Origin of the sequence: Streptomyces sp. 130, assembly GCF_007096885.1 — a bacterium.
Classification (GTDB): Bacteria; Actinomycetota; Actinomycetes; order Streptomycetales; family Streptomycetaceae; genus Streptomyces.
Genome location: NZ_VJNO01000010.1, coordinates 128,660 through 149,479, shown reverse-complemented (window position 1 = coordinate 149,479; position 20,820 = coordinate 128,660). Strand labels below are relative to the sequence as shown.

Annotated in this window: 21 protein-coding genes; 9 read left to right on the top strand and 12 right to left on the bottom strand. The window is 70.0% G+C overall.

What is annotated here, in order from left to right; all coding sequences use genetic code 11:
• Genes FKN01_RS11925 through FKN01_RS11900 form a run of 6 tightly spaced genes read right to left on the bottom strand, consistent with a single transcriptional unit; the run spans position 1 to position 6,002 of the window.
• Positions 1–1,017: an MCE family protein gene (locus FKN01_RS11925; RefSeq protein ID WP_143619403.1), complete on the bottom strand. Its 1,017-nt coding sequence runs from the start codon at positions 1,015–1,017 to the stop codon at positions 1–3.
• Positions 1,014–2,045 (bottom strand): MCE family protein, encoded by a 1,032-nt coding sequence (locus FKN01_RS11920; protein ID WP_143619401.1) that lies wholly within the window; start codon positions 2,043–2,045, stop codon positions 1,014–1,016. Before FKN01_RS11920 ends, FKN01_RS11925 begins: the two co-directional genes overlap by 4 nt.
• Positions 2,042–3,343: an MCE family protein gene (locus FKN01_RS11915; protein ID WP_143619399.1), complete on the bottom strand. Its 1,302-nt coding sequence runs from the start codon at positions 3,341–3,343 to the stop codon at positions 2,042–2,044. The genes FKN01_RS11920 and FKN01_RS11915 overlap by 4 nt, the downstream gene beginning before the upstream one ends.
• Positions 3,343–4,140 carry an ABC transporter permease gene (locus FKN01_RS11910; RefSeq protein ID WP_018100210.1) on the bottom strand — a complete coding sequence of 266 codons (798 nt, stop codon included), beginning with the start codon at positions 4,138–4,140 and terminating at the stop codon, positions 3,343–3,345. Before FKN01_RS11910 ends, FKN01_RS11915 begins: the two co-directional genes overlap by 1 nt.
• A gap of 9 nt (positions 4,141–4,149) precedes the next feature.
• A complete protein-coding gene (locus tag FKN01_RS11905) occupies positions 4,150–5,010 on the bottom strand; it encodes an ABC transporter permease (protein ID WP_143619397.1) in 861 nt (286 codons plus the stop codon).
• Complete coding sequence (locus FKN01_RS11900) at positions 5,007–6,002, bottom strand: ABC transporter ATP-binding protein (protein WP_143619395.1); 996 nt, start codon at positions 6,000–6,002, stop codon at positions 5,007–5,009. The genes FKN01_RS11905 and FKN01_RS11900 overlap by 4 nt, the downstream gene beginning before the upstream one ends.
• 769 nt (positions 6,003–6,771) lie before the next feature.
• Here FKN01_RS11900 and FKN01_RS11895 point away from each other — a divergent pair.
• The gene (locus FKN01_RS11895; RefSeq protein ID WP_260696856.1) at positions 6,772–7,707 is read left to right on the top strand and encodes a hypothetical protein; all 936 of its coding nucleotides are present in this window, start codon (positions 6,772–6,774) and stop codon (positions 7,705–7,707) included.
• Positions 7,708–7,787: 80 nt separating this feature from the next.
• Here FKN01_RS11895 and FKN01_RS11890 read toward each other — a convergent pair whose 3' ends face one another.
• The 3 genes from FKN01_RS11890 to FKN01_RS33100 all read right to left on the bottom strand — a co-directional run bounded on the left by FKN01_RS11890 (position 7,788) and on the right by FKN01_RS33100 (position 10,655).
• A complete protein-coding gene (locus FKN01_RS11890; protein ID WP_143619393.1) occupies positions 7,788–9,305 on the bottom strand; it encodes a DUF6801 domain-containing protein in 1,518 nt (505 codons plus the stop codon).
• A 63-nt stretch (positions 9,306–9,368) separates the two neighbouring features.
• Positions 9,369–9,923 (bottom strand): hypothetical protein, encoded by a 555-nt coding sequence (locus FKN01_RS11885; RefSeq protein ID WP_143619391.1) that lies wholly within the window; start codon positions 9,921–9,923, stop codon positions 9,369–9,371.
• A gap of 114 nt (positions 9,924–10,037) precedes the next feature.
• Entirely contained in the window at positions 10,038–10,655 is a 618-nt protein-coding gene (locus tag FKN01_RS33100) for a hypothetical protein (protein ID WP_260696855.1), read from the bottom strand.
• Positions 10,656–11,401: 746 nt separating this feature from the next.
• On the opposite strand from FKN01_RS33100, the gene FKN01_RS11870 reads away from it, so the two are divergent.
• The 6 genes from FKN01_RS11870 (at position 11,402) to FKN01_RS11845 (ending at position 17,989) form a co-directional block, all read left to right on the top strand.
• Positions 11,402–12,616 carry a helix-turn-helix domain-containing protein gene (locus FKN01_RS11870; RefSeq protein WP_143619387.1) on the top strand — a complete coding sequence of 405 codons (1,215 nt, stop codon included), beginning with the start codon at positions 11,402–11,404 and terminating at the stop codon, positions 12,614–12,616.
• 217 nt (positions 12,617–12,833) lie between these two features.
• Positions 12,834–13,097 (top strand): hypothetical protein, encoded by a 264-nt coding sequence (locus tag FKN01_RS11865; RefSeq protein WP_132901570.1) that lies wholly within the window; start codon positions 12,834–12,836, stop codon positions 13,095–13,097.
• A 91-nt stretch (positions 13,098–13,188) separates the two neighbouring features.
• Complete coding sequence (locus FKN01_RS11860; protein ID WP_143619385.1) at positions 13,189–13,662, top strand: SCP2 sterol-binding domain-containing protein; 474 nt, start codon at positions 13,189–13,191, stop codon at positions 13,660–13,662.
• Positions 13,663–13,666: 4 nt separating this feature from the next.
• Entirely contained in the window at positions 13,667–14,881 is a 1,215-nt protein-coding gene (locus tag FKN01_RS11855) for an acyl-CoA dehydrogenase family protein (RefSeq protein ID WP_143619383.1), read from the top strand.
• A gap of 94 nt (positions 14,882–14,975) precedes the next feature.
• On the top strand, positions 14,976–15,803 hold the full coding sequence (locus tag FKN01_RS11850; protein WP_143619381.1) for a hypothetical protein: 828 nt from the start codon (positions 14,976–14,978) through the stop codon (positions 15,801–15,803).
• 113 nt (positions 15,804–15,916) lie between these two features.
• Entirely contained in the window at positions 15,917–17,989 is a 2,073-nt protein-coding gene (locus FKN01_RS11845; RefSeq protein WP_143619379.1) for an MDR family MFS transporter, read from the top strand.
• A gap of 13 nt (positions 17,990–18,002) precedes the next feature.
• Here the strand turns inward: FKN01_RS11845 and FKN01_RS11840 are convergent, their stop codons facing one another.
• The 3 genes from FKN01_RS11840 to FKN01_RS11830 are packed head-to-tail and all read right to left on the bottom strand — an operon-like array spanning position 18,003 to position 19,599.
• Complete coding sequence (locus tag FKN01_RS11840; protein ID WP_143619377.1) at positions 18,003–18,458, bottom strand: YchJ family protein; 456 nt, start codon at positions 18,456–18,458, stop codon at positions 18,003–18,005.
• A gap of 44 nt (positions 18,459–18,502) precedes the next feature.
• Positions 18,503–18,739 (bottom strand): DUF397 domain-containing protein, encoded by a 237-nt coding sequence (locus FKN01_RS11835; protein ID WP_143619375.1) that lies wholly within the window; start codon positions 18,737–18,739, stop codon positions 18,503–18,505.
• Positions 18,739–19,599, bottom strand: coding sequence for a helix-turn-helix transcriptional regulator (locus FKN01_RS11830; RefSeq protein WP_143619373.1), 861 nt, complete (start codon positions 19,597–19,599; stop codon positions 18,739–18,741). The genes FKN01_RS11835 and FKN01_RS11830 overlap by 1 nt, the downstream gene beginning before the upstream one ends.
• Before the next feature lie 206 nt (positions 19,600–19,805).
• Between FKN01_RS11830 and FKN01_RS11825 the strand changes: the two genes are divergently transcribed.
• The gene (locus FKN01_RS11825; protein WP_143619371.1) at positions 19,806–20,267 is read left to right on the top strand and encodes an ATP-binding protein; all 462 of its coding nucleotides are present in this window, start codon (positions 19,806–19,808) and stop codon (positions 20,265–20,267) included.
• Entirely contained in the window at positions 20,261–20,704 is a 444-nt protein-coding gene (locus tag FKN01_RS11820; protein ID WP_143619369.1) for a hypothetical protein, read from the top strand. The genes FKN01_RS11825 and FKN01_RS11820 overlap by 7 nt, the downstream gene beginning before the upstream one ends.
• Positions 20,705–20,820: the final 116 nt, after the last annotated feature.

Sequence of the window (20,820 nt, the reverse complement as noted above, 5' to 3'; positions counted from 1 at the left end):
TCAGTGCCCGCCTTCCTGCTTCGGAGGCATGCAGCCGGTCGCCGGGGGTGTGTTCGCGGGCAGGTAGTTCTTCGGGACGACACCGCAGACGTAGTTGTCGAACCAGCGGCCGTTGCCGAGGGTGTTGCCGACGAGCCGGTTGTAGGAGCCGGCGAGCGCGAGCACCTGGTCGAGGCTCTTGCGGTTCTTCTTGAGCACCGCGGTGACCCGGCCGAGCGCCTGGAGGGTCGGCTTCAGCTGCTTGTTGTTGTCGGAGACGAGACCGGTGAGCTGGGTGCCCAGGTCGCGGGTGCCGGTGAGCAGCAGGTGGATGGAGTCGCGGCGGGCCTGGATCTCGCCGAGGAGCAGGTTGCCGTCGTCCAGGAGGGTTTCGAAGCCGCTCTTCTTGTCGGCGAGGGTCTTGGTGAGCTGCTTGCTGCCCTTGAGCAGGGTGGCCAGCTGGGCGTCGCGTTCGGAGACGGTCTTCGACAGCGCGGAGAGCCCCTCGGCGGCGCTCTTCACGTCGGGCGGGGAGTCCTTGAAGGTGGCGGAGATCGTCTCGAAGCTCTTGGCGAGCTGTTCGGTGTCGATCTCGCCGATGGTCTCGCCCAGTCCGTTGAACGCCTGGGTGACGTCGTACGGGGATGTGGTGCGGGAGGCGGTGATGCGCTCGTCCGGGTCCTGCGCGGAGTCGCCGAGCGGGTCGACGGCGAGGTACTTCTCGCCGAGCAGCGTCTTGATGGCGATGCCGACGGTGCTGGCGTTGCCGATCCAGGCGTCCTTGACCTTGAAGGTGACCTTCACCTTGGCGCCGTCCAGGGAGACGCCGGTGACCTTGCCGACCTTGACGCCGGCGATGCGGACCTCGTCGCCCTCGCTGAGTCCGGCGGACTCGGTGAAGTCGGCGCTGTAGGTGGTGCCGCCGCCGATGAAGGGGAGCGAGTCGGCCCGGTAGGCGCCGAATCCGATGAGGGCGAGCAGGAGGAGGCCGACGATGCCGACGGCGACGGGGTTGCGGTGGCGTATCGGCTTGATCATGACAGGCACCTCGGCTGGGTGATCTCGATGCCGGTCGGCGGGGTGCTGCCGTCGCTCGTCGTCACGCCGCTGACCTTCGCCTCGCAGAGGTAGAGGTTGAGCCAGGAGCCGTACGAGGCGAGGCGGCCGATGGCCTCCATCTTGGCCGGGGTCTTCTGCAGGAAGTTCTCGATCTTCGGGGTGTTGTCGGCCAGGTTCCCGGAGAGCCGGCCGAGCTCCTTGATGTCGTCCTTGAGGGGCTTCCGCCCGTCCTCGAAGAGGTCCGCGGTGACGGTGGTGAGCGCGCCCATCGCGGTGACGGCCTCGCCGAGCGGCTTGCGGTCGCCCGCGAAGCCGGTGACGAGGGCCTGGAGCGTGTCGACCAGGTCGTTGAAGCCGTCCTCCCGGTCGTTGACGGTCTTCAGGACCGAGTTGAGGTTCTTGATCACCTCGCCGATCACCTTGTCCTTGGCGGCGACCGTGCCGGTCAGCGAGCCGACGTGCTGGAGGATGGAGTCGACGGTGCCGCCCTCGCCCTGGAGCACCTGGACGATCGAGCCGGCCAGCTCGTTGACGTCCGGCGGCGAGAGCCCTTCGAAGAGGGGCTGGAAGCCGTTGAAGAGCTGGGTCAGGTCGAGCGCCGGGGTGGTGCGCGACAGCGGGATGGTGGCGCCCGGGGCGAAGGTCTCGCCGACCGGGCCCGCGCCCTGGTCGAGGTCGATGTAGCGCTGGCCGACCATGTTGAGGTACTTGATCGACGCGGTGACCGAGGCCGGGAGCTTCTTGGTCCTGCGGACGCTGAAGCGGACCTCGGCGACCCGGCGGTCGGCGACCTCGATGGACTCGACCTGGCCGACCTTCACGCCGGCGACCCGGACGCTGTCCCCGACGATGAGTCCGGTGGCGTCGGTGAACCGGGCCTTGTACGAACGGGTCTCGCCCACACCGGTGTTGGCGATGGACAGGGCCAGGACCGTGGTGGCCAGGCTCGTCACCACGATGAACACGATCGATTTCGCGAGCGGTCCCGCGATGGAACGGCGCTTCACTTGAGTTTCACCTCCACACCGCGGAAGGCCGGGCCGATGAGCACGCTGCTCCACTCGGGCAGGGCCTGCGGCCGGACTTTCAGTGAGGGAGCGACCAGCTCGTTGACGAGGCGGCTCTCCTGTGGTGAGTTGGGCATGCCGAGCGACGGGTCGGCCGCGGGGACCTCGACCGGTGTGGCCGGGTCCGCCGCCCGGGCGGTGCCGGCGGAGGCCCTGGCGTCGGCGGTCGGCACGGTCTGGCCGACGTACGGGATGGAGTAGCAGTGCGGTCCGCCGGTGGCGTTGTACACCGGGGTGTCCTCGCCGGCGACGTACTTGCCCTTGGACGGCACGGTCTTGAGGGTGACGTGCAGCCCGGGCTGGTCGGTGCCCTTGCCGAGCGCCTTGTCCATGGCCGGGACGAAGTTGGCCACGGTGCGCAGGGTGCAGGGGAACTCCGAGGAGTACTTCGCCAGGGTCTCCAGGGTGGGCCTGCCGCTGGCGGCGAGCCGGATGAGGTTGTCCTTGTTCCGCTGGAGGAAGGCGGTGACGTCGCGGGCGGACGCGGTGGTGGACCCGTAGACGTTCGCGAGGTTCGCCTGCTGTTCGGCGAGGGTGCCGCTGGTGGTGGTGAAGTCGGTGAGGGCGTCCAGGACGTCGGGGGCGGCGTCCGCGTAGAGCCGGCTCACCTTGACGAGTTCCTTGATGTCCTCGTTGAGCGTGGGGAGCTGGGGGTTGAACCTCTTGAGGTGGGCGTCCAGCTTCACGAGGGTGTCGCCCAGCTTCTCGCCGCGGCCCTCGAGTGCGGTGGAGACCGCGTTGAGGGTGGCGGACAGCTTCTCCGGCTTCACCGCGGTGAGCAGCGGCAGGACGTTGTCGAGGACCTCTTCCAGCTCGATGGCGTTGCTGGACCGGTCCTGCGGGATGACGTCACCCGCGCCGAGCGTCTTCGCCGACGGCACGGGGGGCGGTACGAGGGCGACGAACCGTTCCCCGAAGAGCGTGGTGGGCAGCATCTGGGCGGTGACGTCGGCCGGGATGCGGTCCAGCTTGTCGGGCTTGATCGCGAGGGTGAGCCGGGCCCCGTCGCCGTCGGCCGCGATGTTCCGGACCTGGCCGACGACGACGCCGCGCAGCTTCACGTCGGCGTTCTCGTGCATCTCGTTGCCGACGCTCGATGTGCGTACGGTGACGGTCGCGTCGTGCGTGAAGTCCTTCTCGTACACCGAGACCGAGACCCAGATGAGGACGGCGGGCACGAGGAAGAGTGCGACTCCCGCGGTTCTGCGGGTGGTGGTGCGGATGGCGCGTGAGGTCATCAGCCGGCCACCTTCACCGTCGTCGTGGCGCCCCAGATGGCGAGCGAGAGGAAGAAGTCGGTGACGCTGATCAGCACGATCGCGTTGCGCACGGACCGGCCGACGGCCACTCCGACCCCGGCGGGCCCGCCGGTGGCGTGGAAGCCGTAGTAGCAGTGGGCGAGGATCACCATCACGCTGAAGATCAGCACCTTGAGCACCGACAGGAGCACGTCGGCCGGGGACAGGAAGAGATTGAAGTAGTGGTCGTACGTGCCCGCGGACTGTCCGTTGAACAGGACGGTGACATAGCGGGAGGCGACGTACGAGGAGAGCAGCCCGATCGCGTACAGCGGGATGATCGCGACGACCCCGGCGATGATGCGCGTGGTGACGAGGTAGGGCATCGAGCGCACGCCCATCGATTCGAGGCCGTCGACCTCCTCGTTGATGCGCATGGCGCCGAGCTGCGCGGTGAAGCCGGCCCCGACGGTCGCGGAGAGGGCGAGTCCGGCGACGAGCGGGGCGATCTCGCGGGTGTTGAAGTACGCGGAGATGAAGCCGGTGAAGGCGGCGGTGCCGATCTGGTTGAGGGCCGCGTAGCCCTGGAGTCCGACGACCGTGCCGGTGGCCAGGGTCATCGCGATCATCACGCCGATGGTGCCGCCGACGACGCCGAGGCCGCCGCTGCCGAAGGCGACCTCGGCCAGGAGGCGCTGGACCTCCTTGAGGTAGCGGCGCAGGGTGCGCGGAATCCAGATCAGTGCCCTCACGTAGAAGGTGAGCTGGTCACCGGATCTGTCGAGCCAGCCGAGCATTGACAAGGGTCAGCTCCCCTTCGCGGGGACGATCTGCAGGTAGATCGCCGTGAGGACCATGTTCACGAAGAACAGCAGCATGAAGGTGATGACGACGGACTGGTTGACCGCGTCGCCCACCCCCTTCGGGCCGCCGCGCGGGTTGAGGCCGCGGTAGGCGGCGACGATGCCGGCGATGAAGCCGAAGATCAGCGCCTTGACCTCGCTGACGTAGAGGTCGGGCAGCTGGGCGAGGGCGGAGAAGCTGGAGAGGTACGCGCCCGGGGTGCCGTTCTGCATGATCACGTTGAAGAAGTAGCCGCCGAGGGTGCCGACGACGGAGACCAGGCCGTTGAGCAGGACGGCGACGAGCATGGTGGCGAGCACGCGCGGGACGACCAGGCGCTGCACGGGCGAGACGCCCATGACCTCCATCGCGTCCAGCTCCTCGCGGATCTTGCGGGAGCCGAGGTCGGCGCAGATCGCGGACCCGGCGGCCCCCGAGACCAGCAGGGCCACGATGATCGGGCTGGCCTGCTGGATGACGGCGAGGACGCTGGCGCCGCCGGTGAAGGACTGGGCGCCGAGCTGCTGGGTGAGCGAGCCGACCTGGAGGGCGATCACCGCGCCGAACGGGATGGACACGAGGGCGGCGGGCAGGATGGTCACGCTGGCGACGAACCAGAACTGCTCGATGAACTCCCGCACCTGGAACGGCCGTCGGAAGGTCTCCCGGCTCACGGTCCCGGCGAGCGCGAACAGCCGCCCGGTCTCGCGCAGCGGCGCGGCGAGCTTGCTGGGGCGCGGGGCCTCGGGCGCCTTCGCGGGCTCCGGCGCGCGGTCCACCGGCTCCGGTTCGCCGGGGGGCCGTACGGGCATGGGGGCGGTCACCGGCGTCCACCGCCCACGGCGGGGCTGTAGCTGTTGAGGATCGCGGTACGGGCGGCCTCCGGCAGCTCGCCGAGCATCGACATGACGCGCTCCCGGCGGCGCAGGGCGCCCTGGCGCACCGGCAGGCCGGGGGTGGGCTCCAGCTGGGGGACGACGGTGCGCGGGGCGTTGGCCGAGGTGATGCCCTGGCCGTAGCCGTCTCGCTCCTCGGCGGCGAGGGTGGCGGCGTCCTTCTCCTCGGACATGCCGATGGGCCCCTCGCAGCGGCCGGCGAGGAACTGGTTGACGACGGGCAGGTCGCTGGTGAGCAGCACCTCGCGGGGCCCGAAGGTGACGAGGTTGCGGCAGAACAGCATCCCCATGTTGTCCGGCACGGTGGAGGCGATGTCGAGGTTGTGGGTGACGATGAGCATCGTCGCGTCGATCTGTGCGTTGAGGTCGACGAGGAGCTGGGAGATGTACGCGGTGCGGACCGGGTCGAGGCCGGAGTCCGGTTCGTCGCAGAGGATGATCTGGGGGTCCAGGACGAGGGCGCGGGCGAGGCCGGCCCGCTTGCGCATGCCGCCGGAGATCTCGCCGGGGAGCTTGTTCTCCGCGCCCAGGAGGCCCACGACGTCGATCCGCTCCATGACGATGCGGCGGATCTCGGATTCCTTCTTGCGGGTGTGCTCCCGGAGCGGGAACGCGATGTTGTCGAAGAGCGACATCGACCCGAAAAGGGCGCCGTCCTGGAACATGAGGCCGAAGAGCTTGCGGGTCTCCATGATGTCCCGCTCGGAACCGTTCACCATGTCGACGCCATTGACGAGAACGCGTCCGCGTTCAGGCTTGAGGAGGCCGATGATGGATTTGAGGAACACCGTCTTTCCCGTCCCGGACGGGCCGAGCATGACACTGACCTCGCCTGCGGGAAGCGTGAGCGACACATCCTGCCAGATGTTCTGCTTGCCGAAAGACTTGGTGAGCCCTTCGACCACTACTTCGATTCCCATCCCACCTCCTGCGTGCGCTCACGAAGTGACAGAAATGCGCTGAGGGGCGCACGTTAAGTTCACCGGCACCGCCAGGACAAGCCCTTGAGCAGCCCATTCGCAAAGATCCGGACCATTTGTCATCGGATGACAAGTTCCGTTTCCGATCTTGTGAAGTACTGCGCACTGCCGTCCGTCGGTGCAGGCCGGAACCCCGCGGCCCAGAGGGCCGGACACGCGCCCGGGCCCCCTGCCGACGGGTGAGCAATCCCCGGACGCGCCGGAGGAGTTGCTGACGGAGGTGACGCTACGGGTGGGTAACCTGGGCCGCAATACCAGGTCATCAAGTTTTCGCGCGAGACCGCGAAGGGGTCGATTCCTTCTCATCGGCTGAGCAGGACGGCCGGAAAAACTGTCTCCGAGTGACAAGTTCCGGGGCCGGCGAGCAGGGCCCGTACGCCCCGCGGGCCACCGGGGACCGCCGGGGACCGGCTCGGACACACAAGTGACAGACGGGATTCCGCATCTCCGGGCGGCCGAGGCCACGGCGGCGCCCGCACGGGTCTGCGCAGGAAGTGACAAGAAGGCCGGTGCTCGTACTCATCCCTGACGGATATGCACGACCCGTCCATAGATTCTCATACGACGGGATTGTGTACCGGTGTTTCCCGCCAGTAACCTCACGGCTCGGTGAATGGGATTTCGTACCGGACCCGTCCGACGCGTCCCGGCACCCGCATTCCGCATTCCGTGCTCAATTCGCTGCGCACATCGGAAACAAGGGGAAGACATGAGAACCTCGAACCGGGTACGTGTGGGGCTGCTGGCCTCCTTCACCGCGCTCGCCGCCATCGCGTCGATGGGTACGGCCACGGCCGCCACGACGACGCTGAACGGCAGCTGGGCGCCCTTCAGCCGCTGCCCGGTCGACGACCCGGCGATGCTGGCGGCCGACGGGGCGACGGACACCGCGATCTGTGTGTCGTCCCACTCGGCGAGCGGCTCCATCAAGCTCGGCAACACCGAGGTCCCGGTCGGCGCCAGCGACCTCCAGGTCGGCGTGGTCAACCACCCGGGCGGCACGTCCACCGTGATCTCCCCGGCCGGCGGCGCGCTCATCGCCGACTCCGCGAAGGTACCGGGCGGGCTGCTCGGGCTGATGTGCCCGAACGACGTGCCCGTCGTCACCGGCATCTGCAACACGCTCACCGACGTCAACCTGAACCGGGTGACGGCGACCATCGAGTCGGTCAACACCCCGACCGGCTTCCAGCTCGTGGCGGGCACGACGACCGGCAAGCCGATCCTCACCCTCCCGGTGCGCATCCACCTGGAGAACCCGCTCCTCGGCGACAAGTGCTACATCGGCTCCTCCTCGAACCCGATCCTGCTCAGGCCGCAGAACCTCACCCAGCCGGTCATCTCCAGCGAGAAGTTCGCCGGCGACGGCACCCCGGACACGGCCGGCCAGATGAACCGGCTCAACCTCCTGGGCGCCACCCAGACCGACACGACGTACTCGGTCCCCGGCACCAACGGCTGCGGCCTGCTCGGCTCGCTCAACTGGGCCGTGAACCTGAAGACGGGCCTGCCGTCGGCCTCCGGCAACAACAACGTCACGCTGAACGACGCGCAGACCTACGTGGCGACGATGAACCGGCCGCGCGACACCGCGCCCGACGCGGGCAAGCTGCTCGCGCAGTACTGGCACTCGGCGGTGCGGTAACCGCTCCCGCGCGTGAAGGCTGAAGGGGCCGCCTCGTGAGAGGCGGCCCCTTCGGTGTGCCGGGCGGACTACGCGGCGGACTACGCGGCGGGCTTGGTCCCGGGCAGTTCCGGCAGCGGGGGCGGGCAGTAGGACCGGGTGGGGTTGTCCGGGATGCAGGTCGGGGCCTGGTTCATGAAGACGCGGTTCCCGGGGCCCGAGATGGAGGCCGTGAAGAGCGGGTTGAGGTCCTCGCCGCCCGTACCGCAGCCGGTGAAGGACGGAATGTCCACCTGGCCCTCTAGGACACCGCCCAGGGCGACGTTCTTGTACGCCTCCCCGCCGTTCAGAACCACCTTGAACGGCTTCGACGTCCTGCAGTCGCTTCCCACGTCCAGCGGTGTGCCGTTGACCTTGACGTCGTGGAGACGCAGCGACTGCGTGAAGTACGCGGTGGAGAAGGAGACCCGGGTGGCACCGGTGCCGTAGCTGCCCGTCGAGATGGTGATGGGGCCGTTCTCGAACGAGACCTTGGCCGTCACCGGCTGGAAGCCGAAGGTGAGGAAGGTGGATTCGGCGTCGGGAAGGTCGAGATTCGCGAGCGAGTCGATGCGGAGGTATGCCCCTCCTTCCGCCTGCGCCGACCGGGACGCCGAGCGCTTCGAGGCCAGCACGCTGATGAGTGCGGGGCTGTCCGGGTCGTTGATGATCATGGCCCCGTTCAGCTTGCTCACGTTGGCCAGACCCAGCGCGTTGGCGCAGCTGAAGGTTCCGCCCGTGGGGGTGTCCCGTTCGGTGACGGGTCCGCCCGGCGCCGGCTGCGGCGCCTCGCTCGCGTCCATCTCGCCCACCGGCGGATCGACCGGGCAGAAGTCGGGGTCCTCCTCGTCGGCGCCCGCCGCCGGCTCCACCGTGATCTCCTTCCGCTCCGCCCTGGCTGAGCCACCCGCCGGGGTGGTGGGCGTCGGGCTTCCGGACGGCTCCGTGCCGGCCCCGTCCGTGACGCGCGTGGTCGCGATGTGCCCGCTCTCGCCCTCCTCCGGCCGGCACGTCAGCGTGGCGAGGGCCGGCGGGGTCTCCCCGGCCGCCGACGCGGCGGACAGCAGCTCGATGGTGAACTCCCCCACCGAGAAGTCGACATCGCCCGGAGACCCGAATGTCACGTAGGGGACCTCGCCGGAATGGACGAGCACCACGTCCCCGTCCGCGGCAAGCGGTGTACTCGCCGCGGTGAGCTCCCAGGACGCCTCGGCCGACTCACCGTTCTGGGCGACCTTCACCTTGAGCGCGGCCCGGCTCACGAGGGCTTCGGTGCCCTCGGGGAGCAGTCCCGCGACGTCGGCCCGGGCGAGCGTCACGGCGAGCGTCACGGGCCCCGGCTGGACGGGCCAGCCGGTCTCACCGGTCGCCGGGACGTCCGCCGTCAGTGCCACGGAGGCGGCCACGGCCGCCTCGCCGCCGTCCTCGTTGCCGCAGGTGGCAGCCAGGCCAAGCGGCCCGGGGCTCTCGTCGGCGGCCGAGCCTCCGCCCGACAACAGCCCGGCGAGCAGAGCGAGCCCGGCGACGGAGGCGACCCGCACGGAACGCCCCGCACGGGTCACAGGGATCTGGGTGTGCATAGGGGCCTGTCCTCCACGGGGGTGCGAGCGGTGGTTCGTAGCGGAACCGGGGCGGCCGGCGGCCTAACCGGTGATGTGGTACGTGGCGTTGAAGGGCACCAGGTCGTAGTCGGAGACCAGCCCGAGGCAGTCCGCGTTGAACGCGGTGAGGTCGTCGTCGATGACGAGGTCGCCGGTGGTGTTGTCGAAGTATCCGTGGAGGGAGCCTTCGAGGTCGACCCCGCACCCGAACCCCCCGACGTGGATCCCGACGTCCTCGATCAGGACATCGTTCGTGTCCGGGTTCGAGGCGCTCGGCCCGAGGTCGAAGGCCCGCACGGAGGTCGAGACGTCCACGAGGTCGACGGCCAGGCCCGTCATCGCGCAGTCGTCGAACGAAAGGGCGTCGACGTAGGCGACGGCGCCGGTGGCACTGGTGTCGCCCTGCGCATCGGAGGATTCGCATGTCAGGGGGAAGTACATCTGCATGCTCGGCTGATCGGCGTGAGCGGTGTACGAGTCCGACGGCGACCACGCGACGGCGGTCCTGGTGCCCGCCGTCGCGGAGGGCCCCGCCGCGACGCCGGCCGCGACGAGGAGGGCCGTCACGACGACGGACGCCCGGGTGGGAAGTCGCATGGGTCCACATCCTCACTGCTGGCTGCGCCGCACTCCGCGACGCCTCGAACGAGAAGGCCGGGCCGGCCGCGGAGAGGCTCCGCGGCCGGCCCGTATCGTGTGCTCCCGCGCCCCTTACGGGGTGCTGATCACCGGCGACGTGCCGGTGGAGGTGACCTTGACGTGGTACGAGGCGTTGAAGGACGCCACGTCGCCGTCGTTGATGAGCCCGAGGCAGTCGGCGTTGGACGCGACCAGGTCGCTGCCCGTTCCGTCGATGACCAGGTTGCCGGTGCTGTTGTCGTAGTGCCCGTAGACCTTGCCGGTGAAGTCGGCGGAGCAGCCGAAGCCTTCGATGTGGGCGGAGATGCCGGTGACGTTGCCCTTGACCCGGCTGGAGTTCGCCGGGTCCACACCGGAGACGTTGATCGTCCACGGCGCCGCGGTCATCGAGACGTCGAAGTCGAGACCCCCGACCGTGCAGTCGGTGAAGCCGATGTTGGCGATGGTGGCCATGTTGGCGCCCGTGCTGCTGGTGGCGTTGACGGTGCCCGACGTCACGTCGGACGACACGCACTCCAGGTTCGCGAACGGGACGTCCAGCGTCGGGTAGTCCGCGTGGGCGGTGTACGCCCCGGACGGGGTCGCCGACCACGAGGACGTGGTGCCGGCGGAAGCCGAGGTGACCGCCATCCCGAGGGCGGCGCCGGCGGCGGTGACGATGATGGCGGCTCTACGTGCAAGGGTGTTCACGGAATCCGGTTCCCTTCGAGGGTGTGTGACCTACACCGGGGGGCCACTTCCGGCCGGGTGAGCGGCGCTCCCGGAGTGGGGGGTCACGAGACAGGAATGTGGCAGTCCGACCTGACCGACTGCTCGACCTCTTGCGTTCGGCGATGACGCTACGGGCGGGTAATGTCGCTCCGCAACACACTGGAACAAAGAATCTCCACAATCATCGCTCCCCCTCAGAAATTGCTTGCGAGGCGAGTACGGCCCGCCGATTTTTTGTCGAGAAGTGAGTAGTTCCCCCGGAGTCGGAGCGCCGACTCCTGCTCACCCGGTGAGGGCGCACCCCCCGCCGCCGCCCAACGCCCCACGTCACAGCCCTGCCGTGCGCCTGCCCCCGCCGCCCCTGCCACACCCTTGACTTCCGCCCGCCGGCGCAGTGGAATTCACCGCGAATTGCGAAGGAGACATTGTCCGGGGAGCTCGGAGTACAGCTCGGAGCCACCGCCGCATTACCGGAATCCGAGCCCCCGCATCAGCCCCGCACGCGTGGTCCGCGAGCCGGTCACCAGCGCGGCGGCCACTCGGGCGGGTGGCCGAAACCCGACGGTACGTGCCCCCTGCATTTCGTCTTGTCCTGCCTGTGTTCAGGGCCACATACGTGGACTATCTTCGGCAACCGATGTTGGTACGCACCTGACGACGGATGGGAGCGCTCTCCCGTCCGTCCACCCCCCATCGGGCGCCGAAGAGCAAGAAGGGGTCAAGGTATGCCGGGAGTCGCGCAACCCTCGGAGCTGGGCGAGCCGCTGGGACCGCTGCCGCAGGAGTTCGCCACGATCGTGCGGCCCGAACTGCCCAGCCTCATCAAGGAGATCGGCCTTGAGGTCACCCGCGCCTACCCCGAGTACGCGCGACTCCTCGACGGCCCGTACGGCCAGGGCATCCGGGTCGGTGTCGAGCAGAGCATCTCCGTGTTCGTGGACCAGGTGGCCGAGCCGGCCGCGCCCTCCGCGCTGCGCGACGAGATGTGCCGCAGGTTCGGCAGGTTCGAGGCGTACGAGGGGCGCAGCCTGGACCAGTTGCAGGGGGCGTACCGGCTGGGCGCCCGGGTGGCTCTCCGCCGGGCCAAGAAGATCGGCAGGCGCTACAACCTCTCCCCCACCATGATGCTGACGTTCGCGGACGCGCTGTTCAGTTACGTGGACGAGCTGGAGGCCCTGTCGCGCGAGGGGTACTTGGAGGTGAGGTCGGCCTCCGACGACCACACGGACACCCTGCGGCGCCGGCTGCTCCATCTGATCCTCGCCGGGCGGCCCGTGCCGCGGGTGGCCATCGCCGAGCTGTGCGAGCAGACCGGCTGGGCTCTCCCGGACGAGGTGACGCTCGTCGCGGTGCGCCCGTCGCCCGATCTGGACCGGCTGGCGATCGACCGCGACGTCCTGGTCGACTTCACCGACCCGCAGCCGCACTTACTGATCCCGGGCCCCTTCGACGACATGCGAAGACGCATGCTGGAACACGCGCTGCCGGGCGTCCGCGCCGCCATCGGCCTGACCGTCCCCTCGTCGCTGGCCTCGGACTCGATCCGCTGGGCCCGGCGGGTGCTGGAACTCGTGGACGCGGGCGTCATCGACGACGCGCCGGCCATCCTCTGCGACGACCACCTCATCACCCTGTGGCTGCTCTCCGACCCGGTCCTCCTCGACCAGCTCGCGCGCCGCGAACTCGCCCCGATGGCCAACATCAGCGCCAACCGGCGCGAACGGCTCATCGAGACGCTGCGGATCTGGCTCGACACCCGGGGCACGGCGGCCCAGATGGGCGAGCTGCTCGACGTACACCCCCAGACCGTCCGCTACCGGATGCGCAATCTGGAATCGATCTTCGGCGATCAACTGGTCGATCCGGAGGCGCGGTTCTCGACGGAGACCGTGCTGCGCGCCATGCGGCTGCGCGCCCGCAGCAACGACACACCCATCTGAACAGCGCGCGACGCACCTTCGGCCCGACGAGCACATCACGCGACGTCAACCTACTTGCTGGTAAGAGGAAATAGCCGGTCATTCCCAAACGGTTGCCACACGGAGACGTACTCAACGAGAAACCAGGAACTGCGTCTCGTTATATGGAGTGGAGTCGGTCCGCCCACCCGGCGGACCGACGCCCGACCTCCTGGCCACCATCGAGAGGGAACCCCCCATGACCGCCTCGCACCTGCTCGTCCCCGTCCCGATCCCGGATCGCATCGCCGCGCTCATCGGCGCCTGCACCCCCGCGCACATCCTCCAGGCCGAGTTCGACGCCGACTGCGCCGCGCGCGAGGTCCGCAGGTTCCGCGGGCCCCGGCTGGGCATCGAGGACCAGGCCGACCGCGAGCTGGCCCTGTCCGAGCTGGCCCGCGCCAACAAGGTCCTCGCCGCCCACCACCCCCGCCTGGTGGTGCGCCCCGGTTCCGCCTGGTGACCCGTGGAGCGACCCGCACCGCACCTTGCGAAGAGACCGCCGCACCCTTACCTTACTCAAAAGTAAGTTGACTCCAGAGTAAGGAACTGGCGTGGCCGACAACAGCAGCGGCAAGGTCACCGACGAACTGGCCGCCCTCGACTTCGCAGCCGTCTCCCCCGAGGAGTTCGCGCGGATCGTGAAGGGGCTGTCCGCCAAGCAGCTCGCCGAGATCATGCACGGGGAACTGCGCGCCCGGGTGCTCGGCGAGGTCTTCGGCCGGATGAAGCAGCAGTTCCGCCCGGAGGCGGCCGGGGCGCTCACGGCGCTGATCCGCTGGAAGATCACCGGTGACACGGAGGTGGTCTACGAGACCTCGATCGCGGACGGCGCCTGCGCCGTCAGCGAGGGCCGCTCCGACGCGGAGCCGCGGACGACGCTGATCATGGCGGACGCGGAGTTCCTGAAGCTGGTCTCCGGCAACGGCAACCCGATCACCATGTTCATGATGCGCAAGCTGAAGGTGGCCGGTGACGTCGGCCTGGCCTCGGGCCTGACGCGCTACTTCGACATCCCGAAGGCGTGAGCCGATGAGCTACTTCTCCCTCGCGCTCACCGAGGAGCAGCAGGACCTGCGCGACTGGGTGCACGGCTTCGCCGCCCAGGTGGTGCGCCCGGCGGCGGCCGAGTGGGACGCCCGCGAGGAGACGCCCTGGCCGGTCATCCAGGAGGCCGCGCGGATCGGTCTCTACGGTTTCGAGTCGCTGGCCGACATGTACGGCGACCCCTCGGGGCTCTCCCTCCAGATAGCCAACGAGGAGCTGTTCTGGGGCGACGCCGGCATCGGCATGGCCCTCTTCGGCACCTCGCTCGCCGTCGCCGGCATCTTCGCCTCCGGCACCCCGGACCAGCTCGCCGAGTGGGTGCCCCAGTGCTACGGCGACGAGGACGACCCGAAGGTCGCGGCGTTCTGCGTGTCCGAACCGCAGGCCGGCTCCGACGTCTCCGCGATGACCACGAAGGCCCGGTACGACGAGGCCAGGGACGAGTGGGTGATCTCCGGCCAGAAGGCGTGGATCACCAACGGGGGCATCGCCGAGGTCCACGTCGTCGTCGCCTCGGTGGACCCGGCGCTCGGCGCGCGCGGGCAGGCCGCGTTCATCGTGCCGCCCGGCACGGCGGGCCTGGCCGCGAGCCGCACCATCAAGAAGCTGGGCCTGCGCGCCTCGCACACGGCGGACGTCTTCCTGGACGACGTGCGGGTGCCCGGGCACTGCCTGCTCGGCGGCAAGGAGAAGCTGGACGCCCGCCTCGCCCGCGCCCGCGAGGGCTCCACCGCCAAGGGGCAGGCCGCGATGGCGACCTTCGAGGTCAGCCGCCCGACGGTCGGCGCCCAGGCGCTGGGCATCGCGCGGGCCGCGTACGAGTACGCGCTGGAGTACGCCGGGGACCGCGAGGCGTTCGGGCGGCCGATCATCGAGAACCAGTCGATCGCGTTCGCGCTGGCCGACCTGCGTACCGAGATCGAGGCCGTACGGCTGCTGATCTGGCAGGCCGCGTGGATGGCCCGCAACGACCGGACCTTCGACGCCGGTCAGGGCTCCATGTCCAAGCTCCGCGCCGGCGAACTCGCGGTGGCCGCGACGGAGAAGGCCGTCCAGATCCTGGGCGGCGCCGGATACAGCCGGGAGCACCCGGTGGAGCGGATGTACCGCGACGCCAAGATCTACACGATCTTCGAGGGGACCAGCGAGATCCAGCGGCTGGTCATCGCCCGGGCGATCTCGGGACGGCACATCCGCTGACCCGGGGGGGGGGGGGGGGGCGGCGGGCCGGGGCGGGGGCGGGCCAGCGAGGATGGGCGGGTCCGCACCACCGCCGCACCCGGGGGAGACGCCCATGCCCGCCGTCCCGCGCCCGTCCGTCCTCTTCGTCACCGACCTCGCCTACGAGGCGCGCGGCCGGCGCTACTGCGACGAGGACATCCGCCTGACGGCCCGCCTCCGCGAGGACTTCGACCTCGCGCTCTGCCACCCGCGCGACGCCGCCGCCCTGCTGGAGGGCTTCGACGCCGTCGTCGTACGCAACAGCGGTCCGGTCCTGCACTACCGGGAGGCGTACGAGGCGTTCCGGGCGCGGGCCCTGGAGCTGGGAACCCGGGTCTACAACCCGCTGACCGGGCGCGGTGACATGGCGGGCAAGCAGTACCTCGTGGACCTGAGCAGGGCCGGATACCCGGTCATACCCACGGTGGACCGGACGGCGGACCTCGGGCTGCTGCCGGACGCCGAGGGCTATGTCGTCAAGCCGAAGCTGGGCGCGGACTCGGAGGGCCTGCGCTTCGTGAGGACGCCCGAGCCCGACCCGGGCGCCGACGGCACCCTGCTCGTCCAGCCCCGGATCGACTTCCGCTACGAGGTGTCCTTCTACTACGTGGACCAGGACTTCCAGTACGCGCTGCACGCCCCGGACCCGGAGCGGCGGTGGGTGCTCGAACCGTACGAGGCGAGCGAGGCGGACCTGGCGTTCGCCCGGTCGTTCGTGGAGTGGAACACGCTGGACCACGGCATCCAGCGGGTGGACGCCTGCCGGACGGCGGACGGCGGCCTGCTCCTCGTGGAGCTGGAGGACCTCAACCCGTATCTCTCGCTGGACCGGGTGGCCGCCCCCGTACGGGAGGCATTCGCCATCCGGATGACGGCCTCGCTGCGGGACCTGCTCGCTTAGGGGCCGCCTCTCGTTCGGATCGGGCCGGCTCGCGGGCTGATCCGAACGAGAGGCCCCACACGTCCGGACGTGCCCCGCATGCGGGTGACTCCGAGCGATGTGAGGGTGCAAAGGTGACCACTGCCAGCGAGACCGCCCCCGCCGCGCAGAGTGCCGCCGCGCCGCCCGTGCTCGATCCGCGCCGCCGCAACATCGTCTTCGCCACGATCGTGCTGGGCATCCTGCTGGCCGCCCTGGACCAGACGATCGTCGGCACCGCGCTGCCGACGATCGTCTCGGACCTCGGTGGCGCCGCGCACATGTCGTGGGTGGTCACCGCCTACCTCCTCGCGGAGACGGTGGCCACCGTGCTGGTCGGCAAGTTCGGCGACCTGTTCGGGCGGAAGATCGTCTTCCAGCTGTCCGCCGTCATCTTCATCACCGGCTCGTTCCTCTGCGGCCTCGCCACGAACATGACGCTGCTGATCGTGTGGCGCGGCCTCCAGGGCATCGGCGCCGGCGGTCTGATGGTCACCTCGATGGCGCTCATCGCCGACGTCATCCCGCTGCGCGACCGGGGCAAGTACCAGGGCGCGATCGGTGCCGTCTTCGGTGTCTCGACGGTGATCGGACCGCTGCTCGGCGGGCTGTTCACCGACCACCTCACCTGGCGCTGGGCGTTCTACGTCAATGTGCCGATCGCGATCGCGGTGGTCATCGCGGCGGCCCGGACGATCCCGTCCGTGAAGGCCGCCGGGCGGCCGGTCATCGACTACCTGGGCATCGCGCTGGTCACGGTCGGGGCCAGCGCCCTGATCCTGGCCACCAGCTGGGGCGGCAACGAGTACGCCTGGGGCTCCGGCGTCATCATCGGCCTGTTCGCCCTCGGGCTCGTGGCGCTCGCGCTGTTCTGCCTGGTCGAGTTCCGGGCGAAGGAGCCCATGCTGCCGATGCGGCTCTTCGCCAACCCGGTCTTCACGGTCTGCTCGATCCTCAGCTTCATCGTCGGGTTCGCCATGCTCGGCGCGATGATCTTCCTGCCGACGTACCTCCAGTACGTGGACGGGGACTCGGCGACCCTGTCGGGCGTGCGCACGCTGCCGATGGTCGTCGGTCTGCTCGCCGCGTCCGTCTTCAGCGGCAACGTGGTCAGCAAGACCGGCCGCTACCGGATCTTCCCCGTCATCGGCTCGCTGGTCATGGCGGCGGGGCTGTTCCTGCTCTCCCGGATGGGCCCGGACAGCGGGGTCTGGCTGGAGTCGCTGTACATGCTGGTGCTCGGCATCGGCATCGGGCTCTCCATGCAGGTCCTGACGATCGCCGTGCAGAACACCGTGGACTACGCGGACCTGGGCACGGCGACCTCGGGCGTCACCTTCTTCCGTACGCTCGGCAGCTCCTTCGGCACCGCCGTCTTCGGGACGATCTACGCCAACGCCCTCGGCCCGCACCTCAGGGACGGGATCACCGAGGCCGCGCGGGCGGGCGGCGATCCTGCTGTGCTGGCGAAGGCGTCCCAGAGCCCGGAGGGGCTGCACGCGCTGCCCGCCGCCCAGTCGGAGCCGCTGGCCCAGGCATACGCGGACACCCTGCACACGGTGTTCCTGTGGACGGTGCCCGTGGCGCTGCTCGGGTTCGTCGTCGCGCTGTTCCTCAAGCAGGTGAAGCTGCGCGACACCGTACGGGCGGGCTCCACGGACATGGGTGAGGGCTTCGCCTCGCCGAACACCCAGGACTCGGCCCAGCTGCTCGAATTCTCGGTGGCGAAGGTGCTGCGGCGGGTGGAGCCGGAGACGGCACGGCGGATCGTGGCGGAGTCGGACACCCGGCTCGACATGGCGGGCGCCTGGGCGGTGATGCAGGTCGAGCTGTTCACGCGGATGGTCGGCCACGCGGGGCTCCGGCTGATCGCGGCCCGGCACCGGATTCCGCCGGAGGTCCTGGTGCCGGTCTTCGACCGCATGATCGAGGAGGGCTTCCTCAGCGGCGACGGCCGTCTGTTCACGCACACCGCGGCCGGCAGCCGCGAGGCCCGGACCATCACGGACGCCTGGGCCCGCTGGCTCAACGACCAGCTGGGCGAGGACGGCGAGCGCCCGGACGACGCCCGGCTGCGCGCCGCGGTCGACGTGATCGCGAAGCGGCTGCTCGCGGAGGACCTGACGCAGGAGCTGGCCCCGGTGGCGCCGGCGGGCGCGCCGGTCTGAGGGGACCTGCCCCTCAGTCCGCGAAGACGGCGGTCTCGTAGACCCAGGCGCCCTCGTACCGGACGAAGCGGCTCTTCTCGTGCAGGGAGCCGGCGCGCCCGGCCACCGTGTAGTGGGCGCGGAAGGTGACGGTGCCGGTGGTGTGGAAGGCGCTGGCCTCGGTGGTCTCCAGGATTTCCAGACCCTGCCAGCGCTGCCCGGGGTCGAGGTCGAGGACGCCGGGCCGGTGGTCGGGGTGCCAGGTGCGCAGCAGGTACCCGGCGTCCCGGACGGCGAAGGCGGCGTACCGCGACCGCATCAGCGCCTCGCAGGTGGCCGCCGGAGCCCCCGCGTGCAGCCGGCCGCAGCACTCGGCGTAGGCGGCTGGCAGCCCGCAGGGGCACGGCGAGGCCGCGCCGATCTCAGGGGCGGGGGCGGGGCGGGGGCTCGCGGCGGACGGGCGCCGGGAGCGGGAGGTGCGTCGGGACATGGGTCCATTGTGACGTGCGCGGGTGCGCGGCCCCGACGGGCGGCTCAGGTCAGCAGGAAGTCGGCCTGGCCGGCCTTGGCGCCCTGGATGAACGCGGCGATCTCGTGCGGGGTGTAGATGAGGGCCGGACCGTCGGGGTCCGCCGACTGGCGCATGGCGATTCTCCCGTCGGCCAGTTTCATGGCCTCGACGCAGGTACCGCCGTTGCCACCGCTCCATGGCTTGGACCAGCCTTCGGAGCCGAGGTCAGCGGCGGGCATGCCGTTGTATATGGGTGTCATCACAGCTCCTTGCGGAAGTCCCGGAGGAGTTCCTTCGTGCGTTGTGCCGTCGCGGCCTGGGCCGCCATGCGGTCCATGACCTCGAGATAGGAGGCCACCTCCGGGCGCGCGTCGAAGTAGACGGCCCCGGTCAGATATTCGCTGTAGACCATGTCGGGCAGTTCGGGCACGGCGAACCGGAACAGCACGAACGGCCCGTACGTTCCCGGGTGGTGACCGGTGGAGAATTCCGCGATCTGCAGCGTCACATTGGGCATCGACGTCGCTTCGAGGAGCTTGTCCACCTGGGCGCGCATGATGCCGGCGCTGCCGACCGGGCGGCGCAGGACGGTCTCGTCCATCACCACCCACAGGCGCGGGGCGTCCGGCTTGGTCAGCAGGGCCTGCCGCTCCATCCGCAGCGCCACGTGGCGCTCGATGTCCTCGGCCCTGACCTGGCCCACGGCCCCGGTGCGCATGACGGTGCGCGCGTAGTCCTCGGTCTGGAGGAGTCCGGAGACGAAGTGGGGCTCGTAGACGCGCAGCAGGCTCGCCGCGCCCTCCAGGCTGACGTACATGGAGAACCAGTCGGGCAGTACATCGTGGAACCGCTGCCACCAGCCGGGCTTGTTGGCCTCCTCCGCGAGCTCGACGAAGGCGGCCGTCTCGGCGTCCGGGACCCCGTACGCCCTGAGGAGCGCCTGCACGTAAAGGATCTTGAGGGCGACCTCGGCGGTCTCCATCCTGCGTACGGTCGCCGGGGCGACGTGCAGCACCTTGGCGGCCTGGTCCCGGCTCATGCCGGCACGCTCCCGCAGATCCTGCAGCCGCTTGCCGAGAACGACCTGGCCCACGGTCGGGGCGGACCGCGGTTCGCTCACTTCAGACCTCCCCCTGCGCTGTATGCGTGCAGTGTGCCATGCGGTCGCCGCCATGGACACAGCCACTCTGCAATTTTCAGAGTGCCCCTTGCCAAGTGTTCGAGACAGGGGGAGAGTTGGGGGGCGAAACCAGTTGACCTGTCGCGCCCGCCGCCTTTTCGAAAGATCGCGAAGCGTGACGCAGCCCCCACTGTGAGGATTCGGTCGTGGCACCTGGCAGTGCGCTCATCCCCCGGCTCGTGGAGACCGGCCCGGGGACCGAAGCGCTCCGATACTGCTTCGCGCTGCGCGCGCATCCCGAATCGGTCGCCGCCGCCCGGCGCCTGACGAAGGCCCGGCTCGGCGAGTGGCGCACGGGCGGCGACACCCTCGACGCCGCGGTCCTGATCGTCTCCGAGCTGGTCACCAACGCGGTGGTGCACACCGCCGGCGCGCGCGTCCTGTGCGAACTGCGGTGCCTGGACGGCCTGCTGCGGGTCTCCGTGCAGGACCAGGGGCACCAGCCGGACGGACCGCGCCTCGGCAGGGGCGCGGACGACGACGAGCACGGACGCGGCCTGCTCCTCGTCGACTCACTGGCCCGCTCCTGGGGCTCACGCGACGCCGGGGACGGCTCGGGCCGCATCGTCTGGGCAGAACTGCCGCACGGCTCGGAGTACGCATGCTGAAGAACGCCATGAACCACTTCCTCGGACCCCGCCGCTCCCGCGAGCCCGTCGGCTCCCCCGGCTCCGCCGGCCGGGTCCAGCTGCCGCTGCCCACGACCCTCTCGGCGAGCCTCGGCTGCGACGCGGTCGGGGTGCCCGCGCGCCACGGTTTCCGGCTGATGTCCCATCTGCCGCGCACCGGCTGCGTCTTCGCGGACGCCGAGCGCTGGTGGTGGATCGTCCCGGCCGGTTCCGACCTCGACCTCGACTGGCCCGAGCAGGTGGCGTACGCGCGCGGGACGTGTGTGCCCGCGGTACGGCCCCGGCTCATCCATCAGCCCGACAGCCGGACGCCCTACACCCCGCCCATCCCCCTGTTCCTGATGGTCTGCCAGGTGACGGGCGTGGCACCGTCCTGGACCCAGGCGTACGGGCCCCGGGCCGTCTCCGCTCCCTGATCCGGACCGCGTCCCCGGCCTCTCCCGGCCTCGGTCACCCTGCGTTGTCAGTGGCGGGTCCTACGGTGGAACCACTGATCGAGAACCCGTCGAATACGGGGTCAACGGGCATGAAG

Excerpts from the sequence above, each read along its gene's own strand:
- FKN01_RS11925 (WP_143619403.1), bottom strand. The coding sequence starts at position 1,017 with ATGATCAAGCCGATACGCCACCGCAACCCCGTCGCCGTCGGCATCGTC.
- FKN01_RS11915 (WP_143619399.1), bottom strand. The coding sequence starts at position 3,343 with ATGACCTCACGCGCCATCCGCACCACCACCCGCAGAACCGCGGGAGTC.
- FKN01_RS11910 (WP_018100210.1), bottom strand. The coding sequence starts at position 4,140 with ATGCTCGGCTGGCTCGACAGATCCGGTGACCAGCTCACCTTCTACGTG.
- FKN01_RS11900 (WP_143619395.1), bottom strand. The coding sequence starts at position 6,002 with ATGGGAATCGAAGTAGTGGTCGAAGGGCTCACCAAGTCTTTCGGCAAG.
- FKN01_RS11895 (WP_260696856.1), top strand. The coding sequence starts at position 6,772 with ATGAGAACCTCGAACCGGGTACGTGTGGGGCTGCTGGCCTCCTTCACC.
- FKN01_RS11890 (WP_143619393.1), bottom strand. The coding sequence starts at position 9,305 with ATGCACACCCAGATCCCTGTGACCCGTGCGGGGCGTTCCGTGCGGGTC.
- FKN01_RS11885 (WP_143619391.1), bottom strand. The coding sequence starts at position 9,923 with ATGCGACTTCCCACCCGGGCGTCCGTCGTCGTGACGGCCCTCCTCGTC.
- FKN01_RS11870 (WP_143619387.1), top strand. The coding sequence starts at position 11,402 with ATGCCGGGAGTCGCGCAACCCTCGGAGCTGGGCGAGCCGCTGGGACCG.
- FKN01_RS11865 (WP_132901570.1), top strand. The coding sequence starts at position 12,834 with ATGACCGCCTCGCACCTGCTCGTCCCCGTCCCGATCCCGGATCGCATC.
- FKN01_RS11855 (WP_143619383.1), top strand. The coding sequence starts at position 13,667 with ATGAGCTACTTCTCCCTCGCGCTCACCGAGGAGCAGCAGGACCTGCGC.
- FKN01_RS11850 (WP_143619381.1), top strand. The coding sequence starts at position 14,976 with ATGCCCGCCGTCCCGCGCCCGTCCGTCCTCTTCGTCACCGACCTCGCC.
- FKN01_RS11840 (WP_143619377.1), bottom strand. The coding sequence starts at position 18,458 with ATGTCCCGACGCACCTCCCGCTCCCGGCGCCCGTCCGCCGCGAGCCCC.
- FKN01_RS11835 (WP_143619375.1), bottom strand. The coding sequence starts at position 18,739 with ATGACACCCATATACAACGGCATGCCCGCCGCTGACCTCGGCTCCGAA.
- FKN01_RS11820 (WP_143619369.1), top strand. The coding sequence starts at position 20,261 with ATGCTGAAGAACGCCATGAACCACTTCCTCGGACCCCGCCGCTCCCGC.